The sequence below is a fragment of the Serratia sp. JKS296 genome (assembly GCF_900215445.1).
Classification (GTDB): domain Bacteria; phylum Pseudomonadota; class Gammaproteobacteria; order Enterobacterales; family Enterobacteriaceae; genus Serratia; species Serratia marcescens.
Genome location: NZ_OCMX01000001.1, coordinates 1444962 through 1461624 on the forward strand (window position 1 = coordinate 1444962; position 16663 = coordinate 1461624).

A 16663-nucleotide genomic window follows, 5' to 3' on the forward strand; every position below is an offset into this window, starting at 1 on the left:
CCTCAGTCGCCGCGCTTGCCGCGCCGCGAACGGGCATTTTTTCATTGGGGTGTTTTCGGGGGGATTGTTAAAGCATGAACAGCGGACTGGCGTGTGCCAGGTTCAAACAGAAAGGTCATCGATGAGCTGGATTGAACGAATTCTTAACAAGAGCAATATCACACAAACCCGTAAGGCGAGCATTCCTGAAGGGGTCTGGACTAAATGCGACAGCTGCGGCCAGGTTCTCTACCGCGCCGAGCTGGAGCGGAATCTGGAAGTGTGCCCGAAGTGCGACCACCACATGCGTATGAGCGCGCGCGCGCGTCTGCATACCCTGCTGGACGAAGGCAGCGAAGTGGAGCTGGGCAGCGATCTGGAGCCGAAGGACGTTCTGAAATTCAAGGATTCCAAGCGCTATAAAGATCGTCTGGTCGCCGCACAGAAAGCGACCGGTGAGAAAGACGCGCTGGTGGTGATGAAGGGCACGCTGTACGGCATGCCGATCGTCGCCGCGTCCTTCGAATTCGCCTTCATCGGCGGCTCGATGTCTTCCGTGGTCGGCGCGCGTTTCGTGCGTGCGGTTGAGCAGGCGCTGGAGGACAACTGTCCGCTGGTGTGCTTCTCCGCCAGCGGCGGCGCGCGCATGCAGGAAGCGCTGATGTCGCTGATGCAGATGGCGAAAACCAGCGCGGCGTTGGCCAAAATGCAGGAGCGCGGCTTGCCGTATATCTCCGTGCTGACCGACCCGACCATGGGCGGTGTCTCCGCCAGCCTGGCGATGCTGGGCGACATCAATATCGCCGAGCCGAAAGCGCTGATCGGTTTTGCCGGCCCGCGCGTTATCGAGCAAACCGTGCGCGAGAAACTGCCACCAGGCTTCCAGCGCAGCGAGTTCCTGATCGAAAAAGGCGCGATCGACATGATCGTTCGCCGTCCGGAAATGCGCCAAACGTTGGCGAGCATTCTGTCCAAGCTGACAAACCAGCCGCAGCCGCATTTCGATGAGGCCGCGCCGGTCATTGAGCCGGAGCCGCAGGCCGACGCCTGAGGCAAAGACAGATCCCGCCCGGGTTCAGCCGCCACTTTGTGGCTAAGTGACGGCTGATGCCCGCTCCCTGCCGGCCGTAGCCTTTCCGCTGCGGTTTGCAGGCTGGCGGCAGTCACGAAGCGCATCGCCTTTACCGCGGTGAGGGTGGTGCCCTGATGGATTAATGAACCCAAGTTCAGTGATGGGACTCATGCAAAACCACCAAATTCCCCAAGCCACGTCGCCATTGAGCTCGTGGCTTTACTATCTGGAACGTCTGCACAGCCAGGCGATCGAACTCGGCCTTGAGCGCGTACAGCGCGTCGCGGCGCATCTGGATTTACTGACCCCCGCACCCACGGTGTTCACCGTTGCCGGCACCAACGGCAAAGGCACCACCTGTCGCACCCTTGAAGCTATTCTGCTGGCCGCCGGCCTGCGCGTCGGCGTCTACAGTTCACCGCATCTGGTGCGCTATACCGAACGCGTGCGCATTCAGGGCGAAGAGCTGAGCGAAGCGGAGCACAGCCGCTCGTTCGCCGCCATTGAAGCCGGCCGCGGCGAAACGTCGCTGACCTATTTCGAATTCGGCACCCTGTCGGCGCTGCAGCTGTTCAAACAGGCGCGACTCGACGTGGTGATCCTGGAAGTGGGGCTGGGCGGGCGTCTCGACGCCACTAACATCGTCGATCCGAGCGTGGCGGTGATCACCAGCATTGCGCTCGATCACACCGACTGGCTGGGCAACGATCGCGAAAGCATCGGCCGTGAAAAGGCCGGCATTTTCCGCAGCGGCAAACCGGCGGTGGTCGGTGAACCCGATATGCCGGACAGCATTCGTCAGGTTGCCGAAACGCTGGGCGCGCCGCTGTCTCGCCGTGGTGAAGCCTGGCGCTTCAGCGAGCAGGGCGATCGCTGGCAGTGGCAGGGCGGCGACACGTTGCTGACCGATCTGCCGACGCCGAACGTACCGCTGGCCAACGCCGCTACCGCGCTGGCGGCGCTCAACTGCAGCGCGCTGGAAATCGACGAACGCGCGATTTTCACCGGGCTGCAGCAGGCGACGTTGCCGGGGCGTTTCCAGATCGTGCGGCGGGAGCCGACGCTGATCCTCGATGTGGCGCACAACCCGCATGCCGCCGGCTATCTGGCCGGGCGTCTGGCCAAACTGCCGCGCAACGGCGGCAAGGTGCGCGCGGTGGTGGGCATGCTGTCGGACAAGGATATCGCCGGCACGCTGGCCTGCCTCAGCGAGCAGGTGGATGAATGGTACTGCGCGCCGCTCGACGGGCCGCGCGGCGCCAGCGTCGAACAGCTGGCGCAGCATCTGACGGAACCGCGCCGCTTTAATGATGTCGAAACTGCCTGGCGGCAGGCTATGCAGGATGCTGATAAACAGGATATTGTGATCGTCTGTGGATCGTTCCACACCGTGGCGCAGGTGATGGCGGCGTTAGACGAGATGCGGGGAGTGTGAGTGGCGAGTAAATTTCAGAACCGACTGGTCGGAACCGTGATTCTGGTGGCGCTGGGGGTGATCATCCTGCCAGGGTTGCTGGACGGCAAAAAGAAGCATTACGAGGATGAATTCGCGGCCATTCCGTTGGTGCCAAAGGCGGGCGACGTCGAAGAGAACGACGTGCTGCCACCGGTGACGCAACCGTTGCCGGCGCAGCCGCCGGAAGGGGCGGGCGCGCTGGTCGAACAGCAGGCGGCCAACGAAGCGGCGGCGCAACAGGCGGTGCGGCAAGGTGCTCAGCAGCCAGCGCAGGTGGCGCCGCCACCGGTCGAGACGCGTCCTCAGCCGGTGCCGCAGCCCAAGCCGAAACCGGTAGAAACCAAACCGGTAGAAACCAAACCGGTGGAAGTGAAACCGAAACCGGTGCCGCAACCGAAACCGGTGGAAGTGAAGCCGGTACCGAAGCCGGAGCCGACGCCGAAACCTGAACCGACGACGCAGCCGAAACCGGCGGAAGAAAAAGCGCCGGCCGGGCAAGCCTACGTCGTGCAGCTCGGGGCGTTGAAAAATGCCGCCAAGGCGAACGAGATTGTCGCCTCGCTGCGCCTCTCGGGCTATCGCGCCTTTACCGTGCCGTCAACGCCGGTGCAGGGGCAGATCACCCGTATCTACGTCGGCCCGGACGCTTCCAAGCAGAAGCTGCAGGCGGCGCTGCCGTCGCTGAACTCGATCAGCGGGCTGAGCGGGCAGGTGAAGCCGTACGGCCGTTAAACCCCGCAGGGGCGCAGCACGATGCGCCCCTGAATTAAGGAGTGGTGGAGATAAAGCGAGAAAAACCGCGCCTTTTACAGGCGAAATCACCTATGTAGGCGCGGCGATTGGGAATTTTTTGATCGCCGCTTTTTATTTGTAACGTGGTAGGAAATCCCCTACGCAAACGTTTTCTTTTTCTGTTAGAATTCGCCGCGAATTGGATGCAGGGGCGATTCATCATTGGAATAGTTCATGGTCTGGATTGATTACGTCATTATAGCGGTGATTGGATTTTCGGCTCTGGTGAGCCTGATCCGAGGGTTTGTTCGCGAAGCATTGTCACTTGTGACATGGGGATGTGCGTTTTTTGTTGCCAGCCATTTCTACTCTTACCTTGCGGTCTATTTCACTCGTTTTGAAGATGAACTGGTGCGAAACGGCATCGCGATCGCGATTTTGTTCATCGCGACCTTGATCGTAGGGGCTATTGTTAACTATGTGATTAGCTCACTGGTAGAGAAAACCGGGTTGTCGGGCACCGACCGGGTGTTGGGCATCTGCTTCGGCGCGCTGCGCGGAGTATTGATCGTCGCAGCGATCCTGTTCTTCCTGGATACCTTTACCGGCTTTTCACAGAGTGCCGACTGGAAACAGTCACAGCTCATTCCCCAGTTCAGTTACGTCATCAGGTGGTTCTTTGACTACCTGCAGAGCACGTCGAGTTTCTTGCCGACCCAATTGCCGGGGCGGTAGCGCTGATGAGGAAAAGACAACATGTGCGGTATTGTCGGTATCGCCGGTTTCATGCCGGTAAACCAGTCGATTTATGATGCGCTGACGGTGCTTCAGCACCGTGGCCAGGATGCCGCAGGCATCGTCACCATTGACGCCCACAACGGGTTCCGTTTGCGTAAAGCCAACGGCCTGGTGAAAGATGTGTTTGAGGCGCGCCATATGCAACGCTTGCAGGGCAACATGGGCATTGGCCATGTGCGTTACCCGACGGCCGGCAGCTCGAGCGCCTCTGAGGCCCAGCCTTTCTACGTCAACTCGCCGTTCGGCATTACGCTGGCCCACAACGGCAATCTGACCAACGCCCATGAGCTGCGCCAAAAGCTGTTCGAAAGCGGCCGCCGCCATGTCAACACCACCTCCGACTCGGAAATCCTGCTGAACGTGCTGGCCAGCGAGCTGGATCGCTTCCCGCATTATCCGCTGGAGGCCGACAACATTTTTACCGCGGTCGCCGCCATGCATCAGCAACTGCGCGGCGCTTACGCCTGCGTGGCGATGATCATCGGCCATGGCCTGCTGGCGTTCCGCGATCCGAACGGTATTCGTCCGCTGGTGATCGGCAAACGCACGCTGGAGGATGGCCGCAGCGAGTACATGGTGGCTTCCGAGAGCGTGGCGCTGGATACCCTGGGCTTTGAGTTCCTGCGCGACGTGGCGCCGGGCGAAGCGGTGTATATCACCACCAAGGGCCAGCTGTTCACCCGCCAGTGCGCAGAGAACCCGAAAACCAACCCGTGCCTGTTCGAATACGTCTATTTCGCGCGCCCGGACTCCTTTATGGACAAGATCTCGGTCTACAGCGCCCGCGTGCGCATGGGCCAGAAGCTGGGTGAGAAGATTGCCCGCGAATGGGAAGATCTGGACATCGACGTGGTGATCCCGATCCCGGAAACCTCCTGCGACATCGCGCTGGAGATCGCGCGCATTCTCGAGAAACCCTACCGCCAGGGCTTTGTGAAGAACCGCTACGTCGGCCGCACCTTTATCATGCCGGGCCAGCAGGCGCGTCGTCAGTCGGTGCGCCGCAAGCTGAACGCCAACCGCGCCGAGTTCCGCGACAAGAACGTGCTGCTGGTGGATGACTCCATTGTGCGCGGCACCACGTCGGAACAGATCGTCGAGATGGCGCGCGAAGCGGGCGCCAAGCGTGTGTACCTGGCTTCCGCCGCGCCGGAAGTGCGTTTCCCGAATGTCTACGGCATCGACATGCCGAGCGCCAACGAACTGATCGCCCACGGGCGTGAAGTGGATGAAATCCGCCAGATTATCGGCGCCGACGGGCTGATCTTCCAGGACCTGGACGATCTGATCGAAGCGGTGCGCGAAGAGAACCCGGACATCACCCAGTTCGAATGCTCGGTGTTCAACGGCATCTACGTGACCAAAGACGTCGATCAAAGCTATCTGGAATATCTGGAGTCGCTGCGCAGCGACGACGCCAAGGCGCTGCGAGGGCAAACCGAAGCGGAAAATCTGGAACTGCACAACGAAGGCTAACCGGCCGCGTTGATTACTCGGGGGGGCATCGCCGCGTCTGCAGCGGTGCGCCTTGCTCCTGTGAACTTGCTTATCCCTCGCCATTGCGGCAAAGTCTGCCTGATCTTACTTTTTACGGCAGAGGCCATTTTCCATGAAACGACTCATCATCGGCATTTCCGGCGCCAGCGGCGCGATCTACGGCGTGCGCCTGTTACAGGTTTTGCGCGACGTCGCAGAGGTGGAAACCCATCTGGTGATGAGCAACGCTGCACGGCAGACGCTGGCGCTGGAAACGCCGTACAGCCTGCGTGAAGTGCAGGCGTTGGCCGACGTGGTGCACGATGCGCGCGATATCGCCGCCGCCATCTCTTCCGGTTCCTTCAAAACCCTGGGCATGGCGATCCTGCCATGCTCGATCAAAACCCTGTCCGGCATCGTCAACAGCTACAGCGACGGGCTGCTGACCCGCGCCGCCGACGTGGTGCTCAAAGAGCGCCGCCGTTTGGTGCTGTGCGTGCGGGAAACGCCGCTGCATCTGGGACACCTGCGGTTGATGACGCAGGCGGCGGAGATGGGCGCGGCGATCATGCCGCCGGTGCCGGCGTTTTACCACCAGCCGAAAAGCGTGGAAGACATCATCGATCAGACCGTCAATCGGGTGATCGATCAGTTTGATATCGAACTGCCGGCCGATCTGTTCACCCGCTGGCAGGGTGCTGATTAACATTTTCATCCCCAAATTGGCACATTTGTGCAACACCGCACTGAATTAGGGCGGCGCATGCACCATAATGATCCCACTTCATCACGTTCACTGTTTCATGGCGCCGCCTTATCGCGGCTGCCAGTGGCGCGGCCCCGAGCGGCCGATTTAATTTTGCGGTTATCGTCCCAGGAAACAGTATTGTGAAGGCCGGAGCCGTTCCCTCCGCCCGTAGCACCTAATGTGGCACGATTACTGCAAATTGATTTGGTGGGGAAAAGTAATGCCCGTAGTGGCATCAAAAAATCAATTTGAGGGTAATTTATGAAAAAGCGGGTTTTGATTTTGCCGTTAGTTCTGGCTTTGAGCGCCGCCAGCAGCGCCTTTGCCGCCATTCCTTCCACGCTGAAGATTGGCACCGATCCGACTTACGCACCGTTTGAATCCAAAAACGCCAAAGGCGAATTGGTTGGCTTTGACATCGATTTGGCCAAAGAGCTGTGCAAACGCATCAATACCCAATGCACCTTCGTGGAGAGCGACTTCGACGCGCTCATCCCATCCCTCAAGGCGAAGAAAATCGACGCCATCATCTCTTCGCTGTCCATCACCGAAAAACGCCAGCAGGAAATCGCCTTTACCGACAAGCTGTATGCCGCCAACGCGCGTCTGATCGCGCCGAAAGGATCCAAGCTGTTGCCTACCGTGGACGCCCTGAAAGGCAAGAGTGTGGGCGTGTTGCAGGGCACCACCCAGGAAGCCTACGCCAACGCCATGTGGCAGCCGAAGGGCATCACCGTCGTGCCTTACCAGAACCAGGATCTGGTTTACGCCGATTTGGCTTCCGGGCGTATCGACGCCGCCTTCCAGGATGAAGTGGCGGGCAGCGACGGCTTCCTGAAACAGCCGCCGGGCAAAGACTATGCGTTCGCCGGCGAATCGGTGAAGGATGACAAGTTCTTCGGCGTCGGCACCGGCATGGGGCTGCGCAAGACCGATACCGAGCTGAAAGCGGCGCTGGACAAAGCCTTCGCCGAGATGCGCAAAGACGGCACCTACGACAAATACGCGAAAAAGTACTTCGACTTTGACGTCTACGGCGGGTAATCCGCTTACCGTTCCATGCTGTGACTGCGGGGCCGGCGTGCCGGCCCCGATGGTTCGGATCCTAGACCACAGGGTGAAGTAGATGCTGCAAGGCTATTCCCAACTGATTTTCGAGGGGGCTCTGGTGACGCTGGAGCTGGCCCTCAGTTCCGTGTTGCTGGCGGTGGTAATCGGCCTGATCGGCGCCGGTGGCAAACTGTCTCATAACCCCTTTATCTCCGGCCTGTTCGGCGCCTATACCACGCTGATCCGCGGCGTGCCCGATCTGGTGCTGATGCTGCTGATTTTTTACGGTCTGCAAATCGCGCTGAACAATATCACTACGCTGCTGGGCTTCGCGCAGATCGATATCGATCCGCTCGGCGCCGGCATCATTACCCTCGGCTTTATCTACGGCGCTTATTTTACCGAGACCTTCCGCGGCGCTTATCTGGCGGTGCCGAAAGGGCAGATCGAAGCGGCGACGGCCTATGGCTTCAGCGGCGCGCAGATCTTCCGGCGCATTCTGTTCCCGGCGATGATGCGTTTCGCCCTGCCGGGCATCGGCAATAACTGGCAGGTGATCCTGAAGGCGACGGCGCTGGTGTCGATTCTCGGCCTGAACGATGTGGTCAAAGCCACGCAGCTGGCGGGAAAAGGCACCTATCAGCCGTTCTTCTTCGCCATCGTGGCCGGCGTGGTGTATCTGATCTTCACTACCGTTTCCAACGGCGTGCTGTTGTGGCTTGAACGGCGTTACTCACTGGGCGTCAAGAGGGCCGAACTATGATCGAGATCCTGCAACAGTATTGGCAGTCGCTGCTGTGGAGTGACGGCTACCGCTTCACCGGCGTGGCGATCACGCTGTGGCTGCTGATTGCCTCGGTGGTGATGGGCGGGCTGCTGGCGATCCCGATGGCGGTGGCGCGCGTTTCTTCCCTTCGCTGGGTGCGTTTCCCGGTGTGGCTCTACACCTATGTGTTTCGCGGTACGCCGCTGTACGTGCAACTGCTGGTGTTCTACTCCGGCATGTATAGCCTCGAGATCGTGCGCGGCAGCGAGTTTCTCAATGCGTTTTTCCGCAGCGGGCTCAACTGCACCATCCTGGCGCTGACGCTCAACACCTGCGCTTATACCACCGAGATCTTCGCCGGGGCGATCCGCTCGGTGCCGCACGGTGAAATCGAGGCCGCCAACGCCTACGGTTTCTCGCGTTTCAAGATGTATCGCTGCATCATTTTGCCTTCGGCGCTGCGCACCGCGCTGCCGGCTTACAGCAACGAAGTGATCCTGATGCTGCACTCCACCGCGCTGGCGTTTACCGCCACCGTGCCGGATCTGTTGAAGATCGCGCGCGACATCAACGCCGCGACCTATCAGCCGTTTTACGCCTTCGGCATTGCGGCGGTGCTGTATCTGATCATCTCCTACGTGTTAATCAGCCTGTTCCGCAAAGCTGAGAAACGCTGGATGGCACACGTTAGTCACTGATAAATGACGGGAAGAAAACCATGTCTGAGAATAAATTAGCCGTCACGGAACTGCACAAACGCTATGGCGACCACGAAGTGCTGAAGGGCGTCTCGCTGGCGGCCAACGCCGGGGATGTGATCAGCATCATCGGCTCCTCCGGCTCCGGCAAAAGCACCTTTCTGCGCTGCATCAACTTCCTTGAGAAGCCGAGCGAAGGTTCGATCAGTCTGAACAACGAAGATATTCGCATGGTGCGCGACAAGGACGGCCAACTGAAGGTATTCGACAAGAAGCAGCTGCAGCTGTTGCGCACCCGCCTGACCATGGTATTTCAGCACTTTAACCTGTGGAGCCACATGACGGTGCTGGAGAACGTGATGGAAGCGCCGGTGCAGGTGCTGGGGCTGAGCAAGGCCGACGCGCACGAGCGCGCGGTGCGCTACCTGGACAAAGTGGGCATCGACGAGCGGGCGCGCGGCAAATACCCGGTGCACCTGTCGGGCGGCCAGCAGCAGCGCGTCTCTATCGCCCGCGCATTGGCGATGGAGCCGGAGGTGCTGCTGTTTGACGAACCGACGTCGGCACTGGATCCCGAACTGGTGGGCGAGGTGCTGCGCATCATGCAGAAGCTGGCGGAGGAGGGGAAGACCATGGTGGTGGTGACGCACGAAATGGAGTTTGCGCGCCACGTTTCCAACCACGTGATCTTCCTGCACAAAGGGTTGATTGAAGAACAGGGGCCGCCGGCCGAGCTGTTCGGCAACCCCAAAAGCCCGCGCCTGCAGCAGTTCCTGTCCGGCGCGTTGAAGTAACGTCAGATCAGCGGGCTTCGGCCCGCTGATTGACAACGTCATCCAACGCCTGTTCCAACTCCAGATAGCGGAAGTGGAAGCCGGCTTCTTCCAGCCGTTTCGGCACCGCCCGCTGGCCGCCGAGCACCAGCACCGCCGCTTCCCCCATCAACAAGCGCATGACGAACGCCGGCACCCGCAGAAACGCCGGGCGATCGAGCACGTTGGCCAGTTGGGCGGCGAACTGTTCGTCATGCACCGGGTAGGGGGCGACCATGTTGAACGGGCCGGTCAGCGTGGCGTGATCCAGCAGATAAATAATGCCGTTGACCATGTCGTCGAGATGGATCCACGGCAGATATTGGCGGCCGTCGCCGATCGGGCCGCCCAGCCCGAAGCGGAACGGCGGCAGCATTTTGGCCAGCGCGCCGCCTTGTGGCGCCAGCACCACGCCGGTGCGCAGCAGGCAGACGCGGGTGGCGTCGCTCTGCGCCTGCAGCGCCAGCGTTTCCCAGCGTTGGCACAGCTGGTGGGTGAATTCGTCGTGCGGCGGCTCCTCTTCGGTGACCACCGCCTGCCCCTGATCGCCGTAGTAGCCGACGGCGGAACCGGAAATCAGCACGCCGGGCGGCGTGCTGCCGGCCTTGATCAGCTGCGCCAACCGTTCGGTCAGATCCCAGCGGCTGCGGCACAGGCGCTCTTTCTGCTGCGCGCTCCAGCGCTTGTCGGCGATAGGTTCGCCGGCGAGGTTGATCACTGCGTCGAAGTCATCCAGCGACTGCCGGTCGTCCAGCGTTTGCCAATAGCTCGGCCGGTCGCCCAGCCTGGCTCGGGCGCGCCGCTCGTCGCGGGTCAGTACCGTAATGTGGTGAGAAAGCGCCAGCAGTCTTGCCGTCAGGCTGCTGCCTATCAATCCCGTTGCGCCGGTGATCAGGATCCGCATGGTCGACCTCCCTGAGTTAGCCCCGGCGGTAGCTCATGGTCATGGAGACCGAATCGGCGTAGCGCAGAGCCAGAAGTTTATCTATCTCCACTTCAGCATAGGTTACCCAAGCGTGTTCTTTTACGATGTCGAGCACATCCTGCGTTAATTTTTCCAGCAATGCGAAACGGTTATCTTCCACATGGCGGATGATCGCTTTGGTGATGGTGCGGTAGTTGAGTGCGTCGGCGATGTCTTCGCTGTTGCGCGCCTTATCCGCCGGGTAGTGGATCACCACGTTGATCAGAACGTCCTGTCGGTTGTTGATTTCCTCTTCCTTGATACCGATGAACGTGCGCAGCCGCAGATTTTTAATGCGAATAACGGCGTCGGGTTGACTGAAAGACATCAGAGATTCTCCATAGGTCTGATTATTAGCGTTCAGAATACACGGAAAGTAAGGAAATGATAACGTGAGGACGATGTGACTCCCCGGCCGACGGGGAGTCGGGGGAGGCGCTTAGGCTTGTTCGGCCAGTTTGTAGGCGCGCTCGGTCGCCGGGCGGTTGCTGATGCGCTCGAACCAGTTGCGCACCGCCGGGTAATCTGCCAGATCGATGCGCTGGCGCGGATGCGACACCACCCACGGGTAGGTGGCGATATCGGCGATGCTGTAGTTGTCGCCGCCCAGGTACGGGTGTTTTTGCAGTTCAGCTTCCAGCACGCCGTACAGCCGCTTGGTCTCCAGATGGTAACGCTCGATGGCGTAAGGCACCGGCTGCGGCGCGTAGTGATTAAAGTGATGATTCTGCCCGAGCATCGGCCCGAACCCGGCCACCTGCCAGAACAGCCACTGCAGGGTGGCGGCGCGTTCGCGCAGGCCCTTGCTCAGCAGCTTGCCGGTCTTCTCCGCCAGATACAGCAGGATTTCCCCGGACTCGAACAGGCTGATTGGCGCGCCGCCGTCCACCGGTTGCTGATCGACGATCGCCGGGATTTTGTTGTTGGGAGAAATGCTCAGAAAGTCCGGTTTGAACTGCTCGCCGGCGCTGATGTTTACGCGATGGATACGGTAGGGCAAGCCGACCTCTTCCAGAAACAAGGTGATCTTGTGACCATTGGGAGTAGGCGCGTAATACAGGTCAATCATGTTGCCTCCTGCGGTAAGGTGATCTGTAATTCATTACACGTTGCTGCGGTCTTCGCCGCGCACAAAGGTATATCAGAGATCCAACAATAGCAGCTAAGGATAGCAGGCTATGTGGGATTCGTCCGATGCTATCTGCGCAGTTGGATCACAATTCTCCACCGGGGCGGTCGGCGGTTTGCCGCACGGCGCCGGCGCGGTAAAATGGCGCTTATTTCCCTCTATAGGACAAGGTTATGAAGCTGATGTTCGCCTCGGATATCCACGGATCGCTGCCGGCTACCGAACGCGTGCTGGAATTGTTCGCACAACACGGCGCCGACTGGCTGATTCTTCTGGGTGATTTGCTGAATCACGGCCCGCGCAACGCGCTGCCCGCCGGGTATCAGCCCGCTCAGGTTGCCGAACGATTGAATCGCTATAGCGACAAGATCATCGCCGTTCGCGGCAATTGCGACAGCGAGGTCGATCAGATGCTGCTGACGTTTCCCATCGAGGCGCCCTGGCAACAGGTTTTACTGCAAAAAAGACGATTGTTTTTGACCCACGGTCACCTTTATCATCCCTCGGCACTGCCGCCGTTATCCCGCGGTGACGTCCTGGCCTACGGCCATACGCATCTGCCGCAGGCGGAGCGGCAGGGTGAGATCTATTGCTTCAATCCAGGCTCGGTCAGCATCCCGAAAGGGGGCTTTCCGGCCAGCTACGGCATGTTGGATCGGGGCACTTTGCGCGTGCTGGCGCTCGACGACGGCAAGGTCGTCGCGGAGGTGGCGTTAACACGCTAAACGCACTAATTTATACACACACAATAAAAATCTTTGAAAAACACTCATTGATTAACCAGCGCGCGGGATGCATCGCGCCAAAATAGAAGGTTTTAGAGGATGGCGGAACAGGGTCAGGCTGCAGATACCGAATGGGTTGATATCGTCGACGAGCAAAACGAGGTGATTGCGCAATCCAGTCGTCAACAGATGCGGGCGGAGCGGCTGCGTCATCGTGCTACCTATATTGTGGTGCATGATGGGATGGGAAAAATTCTGGTGCAGCGTCGCACCGAGATCAAGGACTTCTACCCGGGCTGGCTGGACGCGACGGCGGGTGGCGTAGTGCAAAGCGGTGAAAACGTACTGGATTCGGCGCGCCGCGAGGCTGAAGAAGAGCTGGGCATCGCCGGCGTGCCTTTCGCCGAACACGGTCTGTTCTACTTCGAAGAAGAGCAGTGCCGGGTGTGGGGGGCGCTGTTCAGCTGCGTATCGCACGGCCCGTTCGCGCTGCAGGAAGAAGAAGTGGCTGAAGTGTGCTGGCTGACGCCGGAAGAGATCACCGCGCGCTGCGACGAGTTTACCCCGGATTCGCTGAAGGCGCTGTCGCTGTGGCTGACGCGCAACAACGAACAGGATTACGGTAAGCCGCTCGACAACCACTGAGACGCCAACGCGTGAGAAAGCCGGTCATCGACCGGCTTTTTTTATGCTGTGGATTCAGCAACTGTCGCGGCGGCACAGCGTGGCGGGCAGGGAGCCCGCCGGTTGCCAGGGTTGCTCGTTCAGCCGCGCCAGCAGCGCCTGGCCGGCCTGAATGCCGATATCGCGATGCGGAATGGTCATGGTGGTCAGCGGCGGCTGGCACACCCGGCTGAACTCGCTGTTGCCGAACCCCACCACCGCCAGATTGTCCGGCACCTTGATGCGCCGCCGCTGGCATTCATACAGCGCGCCGCCCGCCAGTTCGTCCGAGGCGCACACCAGCGCGTCCAGCTCCGGCCAAGCCAGCAAGAATTCCGGCAGCTGCTGCGCGCCGGTGCTGAAGCTGGCGGGCTGCGCGGCGTTGATCACCCGATGCGGCGACATATGGTTGCGCAGCAGCGCCTTGTGCCAACCCTGCAGGTGTTGCTGGAAAATCCACTGTTCCTGATTGGCGCACAGCAGCCCGATATTCTGATAGCCGCCGGCGATCACCGTTTGCGTCAGCTGATACATGGCCGCCACGTAATCGATGCCGATGCTCATGTCGATCGGATCGGCGCGCACGGCGCCGATCTCCACCACCGGAATGTTGGCGGCGATCAACGCGTTGCGGGCATTTTGCGAATGCTCGACGCTGAGCAGCACCGCCGCCGCCAGGTTGTAAGAGAGCAGGGTCTCCAGCAGTCTCTCCTCGCGTTCCAGGTGGTGCTGCGACTCCGCCAGCATGATGTGATAGCCGGCGGGCTGCAGCACTTTCTGCAGACCGGCGAACATCTCGGCGCAGCCGGATTCGGACAGGCTGGGCACCACCATGGCGATGGTGTAGGAGGAGGCCGACGCCAGCGAACTGGCGGCCAGGTTGGGCAGATACCCCAACTCGCTCACCGCGGCTTCAATCTTCTCGCGCAGTTTGTCTGAAACCTGCTCCGGCGTGCGCAGCGCGCGCGACACCGTCATGGTGCCGACGCCCGCCAGCTGCGCTACGTCAGCCAACGTCACCCTGCCCGTGCTGCGGCGTTTTTTACCGATCGACATGCCAAATCCCGACTGAAATGCGCGCGCGGCGCATAAAAATGGTGAGGGTGGGAAGCCGACGGCGCGGCTTCGACGATCCCCGTATGTGGCACATTCTACCCCGTTACCCGAAAGAGCGAGAAAAAATTGTGGTTAACGTCATGCCGCGGCGCGGCGTTTTGATAGCGCTATCACAGATCTGCATGATAGCGCTTTGGTAGCGCTATCTTTGTGATATCCATCACTGTGTGGCCGGGAGGAGTTGATTAAAGTTTTACCGTCGTCGGTGAATTAATCACCGGCCGCAATCATCGATTCTCGGGAGGATAACGTGCTGAAAGAGTGGCTGACCGCCGATCATATACAGCTGTGCGAACGGGTGGAGGACTGGCGCCAGGCGGTAACGCTGAGCGCGCAGCCGCTGCTGCAAGACGGCGTGATTACGCCGAATTATCTGACGGCCATCTTTCATCAGCAGGAGAAGCTCGGCCCTTACTTCGTCCTGGCGCCGGGCATCGCCATGCCACACGCCCGGCCCGAGGAGGGTGCCAACGCGCTGGGGTTATCGCTGTTGAAGATCCATCAGGGGGTTAACTTTCATTCCGCGGATAACGATCCGGTTCAGGTGGTGGTGACGCTTTCCGCGCCTGACGGCAACAGCCACATCGAATTGATTTCGCAACTGGCTGAATTATTTTCAGACAATCAGGCAATGGAGGCGTTATTTCACGCCAAAGATAAACGACAAATCGAGGATATTATCGCCCGCTATTAACGTTTAATCACCAGGAGCACGATTAATGCTAACAACGCCGGGAATATGACCGGCGGCGCTACCCTACACGCTAAATTCAACAGGTGGATATCATGAAAATCATGGCGATTTGCGGTTCTGGTCTCGGCAGCAGTTTTATGGTGGAAATGAATATTAAAAAGGTGCTGAAAAAAATGGGCGTGGAGGCCGAGGTCGAACACTCCGATCTGTCGTCGGCCACCCCCGGCGCAGCCGACGTGTTCGTGATGGCGAAAGACATCGCCGACAGCGCCAGCGTGCCGGCCGAGCAGCTGGTGGTGATCAGCAACATCATCGACATCAATGAGCTGGAAGCCAAGCTGCGCGCTTACTTCGAAGCCCACTCAATCCTCTGAATAAAACGATTGGCGAGGTGGATATGTTTATCCAGGAAACGCTTAAGTTTGTGGTGGATATATTAAAGGTGCCTTCGGTGCTGGTCGGGCTTATTGCGCTGATCGGTTTGCTGGCGCAAAAGAAATCCTTTTCCGACGTGGTGAAAGGCACGGTAAAAACCATTCTCGGCTTTATCGTTTTGGGCGGCGGCGCCACGGTATTGGTCGGGTCGCTCAATCCGTTGGGCGGCATGTTCGAACACGCATTTAATATTCAGGGCATCATTCCGAACAACGAAGCGATCGTCTCTATCGCGCTGGAGAAATACGGCGCTTCCACCGCCTTGATCATGGCGTTCGGCATGGTGGCGAACATCGTGGTGGCGCGCTTCACCCGGCTGAAATACATCTTCCTCACCGGCCACCACACCTTCTACATGGCCTGCATGATCGGCATCATCCTGACGGTGGCGGGCTTCGAGGGCGTTCAACTGGTGTTTACCGGCGCGTTGACCCTGGGGCTGGTGATGGCGTTCTTCCCGGCGATCGCCCAGCGCTATATGCGCCGCATCACCGGCAACGACGATATCGCTTTCGGCCACTTCGGCACCCTGGGCTATGTGCTGTCCGGCTGGATCGGCTCGAAGGTGGGTAAGAACTCGCGCTCGACCGAGGAGATGAACCTGCCGAAAAACCTCAGCTTCCTGCGTGACAGCTCCATTTCGATCTCGATGACCATGATCGTCATCTACCTGATCCTGGCGATCTGCGCCGGGCGGGCCTATGTGGAAAGCGAGCTCAGTGGCGGCCAGAACTACCTGGTGTATTCGATTATCCAGGCCATCACCTTCGCCGCCGGGGTGTTCATCATTCTGCAGGGCGTGCGCTTGATTCTGGCGGAGATCGTGCCGGCGTTCACCGGCTTCTCGGAAAAACTGGTGCCTAACGCGCGGCCGGCGCTGGATTGCCCGGTGGTTTATCCCTATGCCCCCAACGCGGTGCTGATCGGCTTCCTGTTCAGCTTCCTTGGCGGGTTGGCCGGGCTGTTCCTGCTGGGGCAACTGAAGATGGTGCTGATCCTGCCCGGCGTGGTGCCGCATTTCTTCACCGGCGCTACCGCCGGGGTTTTCGGCAACGCGACCGGCGGGCGGCGCGGCGCGATGCTGGGCGCCTTCGCCAACGGACTGCTGATCACCTTCCTGCCGGTGCTGCTGTTGCCGGTGCTGGGGGCGCTTGGCTTTGCCAACACCACCTTCTCCGACGCCGACTTCGGCGTGATCGGCATCCTGCTGGGCAATATGGCGCGCTTTATGTCGAAGGAGATGATCATGCTGGCGATCGTCGCCGTGTTCGCGCTGCTGGTGGCGCATAACTTCTTGAGAAAACGCAAAGGCGCGCCGGCCGCTGACCGCGTCGAGAAATAACGAGGGCA

The 16663-nt window shown here is 59.9% G+C and carries 19 protein-coding genes; 15 read left to right on the forward strand and 4 right to left on the reverse strand.

All coding sequences use genetic code 11. The features are described from left to right. Positions 1–121 precede the first annotated feature (121 nt). The 10 genes from accD to hisP all read left to right on the forward strand — a co-directional run bounded on the left by accD (position 122) and on the right by hisP (position 9569). Complete coding sequence (gene accD / locus CRO23_RS06850) at positions 122–1030, forward strand: acetyl-CoA carboxylase, carboxyltransferase subunit beta (RefSeq protein ID WP_028127750.1); 909 nt, start codon at positions 122–124, stop codon at positions 1028–1030. A 190-nt stretch (positions 1031–1220) separates the two neighbouring features. Then, on the forward strand, positions 1221–2486 hold the full coding sequence (gene folC / locus CRO23_RS06855; RefSeq protein WP_079450298.1) for a bifunctional tetrahydrofolate synthase/dihydrofolate synthase: 1266 nt from the start codon (positions 1221–1223) through the stop codon (positions 2484–2486). Next, positions 2487–3239 carry a cell division protein DedD gene (gene dedD / locus CRO23_RS06860; RefSeq protein WP_079452192.1) on the forward strand — a complete coding sequence of 251 codons (753 nt, stop codon included), beginning with the start codon at positions 2487–2489 and terminating at the stop codon, positions 3237–3239. A gap of 234 nt (positions 3240–3473) precedes the next feature. Further along, complete coding sequence (cvpA, locus tag CRO23_RS06865) at positions 3474–3974, forward strand: colicin V production protein (protein WP_004936119.1); 501 nt, start codon at positions 3474–3476, stop codon at positions 3972–3974. A gap of 21 nt (positions 3975–3995) precedes the next feature. Then, the gene (purF, locus tag CRO23_RS06870; RefSeq protein ID WP_004936117.1) at positions 3996–5513 is read left to right on the forward strand and encodes an amidophosphoribosyltransferase; all 1518 of its coding nucleotides are present in this window, start codon (positions 3996–3998) and stop codon (positions 5511–5513) included. 133 nt (positions 5514–5646) lie between these two features. Continuing rightward, the gene (locus CRO23_RS06875) at positions 5647–6219 is read left to right on the forward strand and encodes a UbiX family flavin prenyltransferase (protein ID WP_016926883.1); all 573 of its coding nucleotides are present in this window, start codon (positions 5647–5649) and stop codon (positions 6217–6219) included. Between the two features lie 303 nt (positions 6220–6522). After that, complete coding sequence (hisJ, locus tag CRO23_RS06880; RefSeq protein WP_004936109.1) at positions 6523–7305, forward strand: histidine ABC transporter substrate-binding protein HisJ; 783 nt, start codon at positions 6523–6525, stop codon at positions 7303–7305. 82 nt (positions 7306–7387) lie between these two features. Next, positions 7388–8074 carry a histidine ABC transporter permease HisQ gene (locus tag CRO23_RS06885; protein ID WP_016926884.1) on the forward strand — a complete coding sequence of 229 codons (687 nt, stop codon included), beginning with the start codon at positions 7388–7390 and terminating at the stop codon, positions 8072–8074. Beyond that, positions 8071–8775 carry an ABC transporter permease gene (locus CRO23_RS06890; protein ID WP_004936100.1) on the forward strand — a complete coding sequence of 235 codons (705 nt, stop codon included), beginning with the start codon at positions 8071–8073 and terminating at the stop codon, positions 8773–8775. Before CRO23_RS06885 ends, CRO23_RS06890 begins: the two co-directional genes overlap by 4 nt. A gap of 20 nt (positions 8776–8795) precedes the next feature. Beyond that, on the forward strand, positions 8796–9569 hold the full coding sequence (hisP, locus tag CRO23_RS06895) for a histidine ABC transporter ATP-binding protein HisP (protein ID WP_004936098.1): 774 nt from the start codon (positions 8796–8798) through the stop codon (positions 9567–9569). 7 nt (positions 9570–9576) lie between these two features. Here the strand turns inward: hisP and CRO23_RS06900 are convergent, their stop codons facing one another. The 3 genes from CRO23_RS06900 to yfcG all read right to left on the reverse strand — a co-directional run bounded on the left by CRO23_RS06900 (position 9577) and on the right by yfcG (position 11620). Continuing rightward, positions 9577–10491 carry a TIGR01777 family oxidoreductase gene (locus CRO23_RS06900; RefSeq protein WP_097101609.1) on the reverse strand — a complete coding sequence of 305 codons (915 nt, stop codon included), beginning with the start codon at positions 10489–10491 and terminating at the stop codon, positions 9577–9579. A gap of 16 nt (positions 10492–10507) precedes the next feature. Beyond that, a complete protein-coding gene (gene folX / locus CRO23_RS06905; protein WP_004936094.1) occupies positions 10508–10879 on the reverse strand; it encodes a dihydroneopterin triphosphate 2'-epimerase in 372 nt (123 codons plus the stop codon). A 111-nt stretch (positions 10880–10990) separates the two neighbouring features. Next, the gene (yfcG, locus tag CRO23_RS06910) at positions 10991–11620 is read right to left on the reverse strand and encodes a GSH-dependent disulfide bond oxidoreductase (RefSeq protein WP_016926886.1); all 630 of its coding nucleotides are present in this window, start codon (positions 11618–11620) and stop codon (positions 10991–10993) included. A gap of 233 nt (positions 11621–11853) precedes the next feature. Between yfcG and yfcE the strand changes: the two genes are divergently transcribed. Both yfcE and yfcD read left to right on the forward strand, forming a co-directional pair. Then, the gene (yfcE, locus tag CRO23_RS06915; RefSeq protein WP_016926887.1) at positions 11854–12405 is read left to right on the forward strand and encodes a phosphodiesterase; all 552 of its coding nucleotides are present in this window, start codon (positions 11854–11856) and stop codon (positions 12403–12405) included. Positions 12406–12504: 99 nt separating this feature from the next. After that, positions 12505–13050, forward strand: coding sequence for an NUDIX hydrolase YfcD (gene yfcD / locus CRO23_RS06920; protein WP_004936086.1), 546 nt, complete (start codon positions 12505–12507; stop codon positions 13048–13050). Between the two features lie 54 nt (positions 13051–13104). Here yfcD and CRO23_RS06925 read toward each other — a convergent pair whose 3' ends face one another. Beyond that, the gene (locus tag CRO23_RS06925; protein WP_016926888.1) at positions 13105–14124 is read right to left on the reverse strand and encodes a LacI family DNA-binding transcriptional regulator; all 1020 of its coding nucleotides are present in this window, start codon (positions 14122–14124) and stop codon (positions 13105–13107) included. 310 nt (positions 14125–14434) lie between these two features. On the opposite strand from CRO23_RS06925, the gene CRO23_RS06930 reads away from it, so the two are divergent. From CRO23_RS06930 to CRO23_RS06940, 3 genes are all read left to right on the forward strand, one after another. After that, a complete protein-coding gene (locus CRO23_RS06930) occupies positions 14435–14878 on the forward strand; it encodes a PTS sugar transporter subunit IIA (RefSeq protein ID WP_016926889.1) in 444 nt (147 codons plus the stop codon). A gap of 92 nt (positions 14879–14970) precedes the next feature. After that, complete coding sequence (locus tag CRO23_RS06935) at positions 14971–15252, forward strand: PTS sugar transporter subunit IIB (protein WP_015378585.1); 282 nt, start codon at positions 14971–14973, stop codon at positions 15250–15252. A 23-nt stretch (positions 15253–15275) separates the two neighbouring features. Then, positions 15276–16655: a PTS ascorbate transporter subunit IIC gene (locus CRO23_RS06940; protein ID WP_016926891.1), complete on the forward strand. Its 1380-nt coding sequence runs from the start codon at positions 15276–15278 to the stop codon at positions 16653–16655. The last annotated feature ends 8 nt before the right edge of the window (positions 16656–16663 follow it).

Coding starts and splice junctions, on each gene's coding strand:
- accD (WP_028127750.1), top strand. CDS start 122: ATGAGCTGGATTGAACGAATTCTTAACAAGAGCAATATCACACAAACC.
- folC (WP_079450298.1), top strand. CDS start 1,221: ATGCAAAACCACCAAATTCCCCAAGCCACGTCGCCATTGAGCTCGTGG.
- cvpA (WP_004936119.1), top strand. CDS start 3,474: ATGGTCTGGATTGATTACGTCATTATAGCGGTGATTGGATTTTCGGCT.
- purF (WP_004936117.1), top strand. CDS start 3,996: ATGTGCGGTATTGTCGGTATCGCCGGTTTCATGCCGGTAAACCAGTCG.
- CRO23_RS06875 (WP_016926883.1), top strand. CDS start 5,647: ATGAAACGACTCATCATCGGCATTTCCGGCGCCAGCGGCGCGATCTAC.
- hisJ (WP_004936109.1), top strand. CDS start 6,523: ATGAAAAAGCGGGTTTTGATTTTGCCGTTAGTTCTGGCTTTGAGCGCC.
- CRO23_RS06885 (WP_016926884.1), top strand. CDS start 7,388: ATGCTGCAAGGCTATTCCCAACTGATTTTCGAGGGGGCTCTGGTGACG.
- CRO23_RS06890 (WP_004936100.1), top strand. CDS start 8,071: ATGATCGAGATCCTGCAACAGTATTGGCAGTCGCTGCTGTGGAGTGAC.
- hisP (WP_004936098.1), top strand. CDS start 8,796: ATGTCTGAGAATAAATTAGCCGTCACGGAACTGCACAAACGCTATGGC.
- CRO23_RS06900 (WP_097101609.1), bottom strand. CDS start 10,491: ATGCGGATCCTGATCACCGGCGCAACGGGATTGATAGGCAGCAGCCTG.
- folX (WP_004936094.1), bottom strand. CDS start 10,879: ATGTCTTTCAGTCAACCCGACGCCGTTATTCGCATTAAAAATCTGCGG.
- yfcG (WP_016926886.1), bottom strand. CDS start 11,620: ATGATTGACCTGTATTACGCGCCTACTCCCAATGGTCACAAGATCACC.
- yfcE (WP_016926887.1), top strand. CDS start 11,854: ATGAAGCTGATGTTCGCCTCGGATATCCACGGATCGCTGCCGGCTACC.
- yfcD (WP_004936086.1), top strand. CDS start 12,505: ATGGCGGAACAGGGTCAGGCTGCAGATACCGAATGGGTTGATATCGTC.
- CRO23_RS06925 (WP_016926888.1), bottom strand. CDS start 14,124: ATGTCGATCGGTAAAAAACGCCGCAGCACGGGCAGGGTGACGTTGGCT.
- CRO23_RS06935 (WP_015378585.1), top strand. CDS start 14,971: ATGAAAATCATGGCGATTTGCGGTTCTGGTCTCGGCAGCAGTTTTATG.
- CRO23_RS06940 (WP_016926891.1), top strand. CDS start 15,276: ATGTTTATCCAGGAAACGCTTAAGTTTGTGGTGGATATATTAAAGGTG.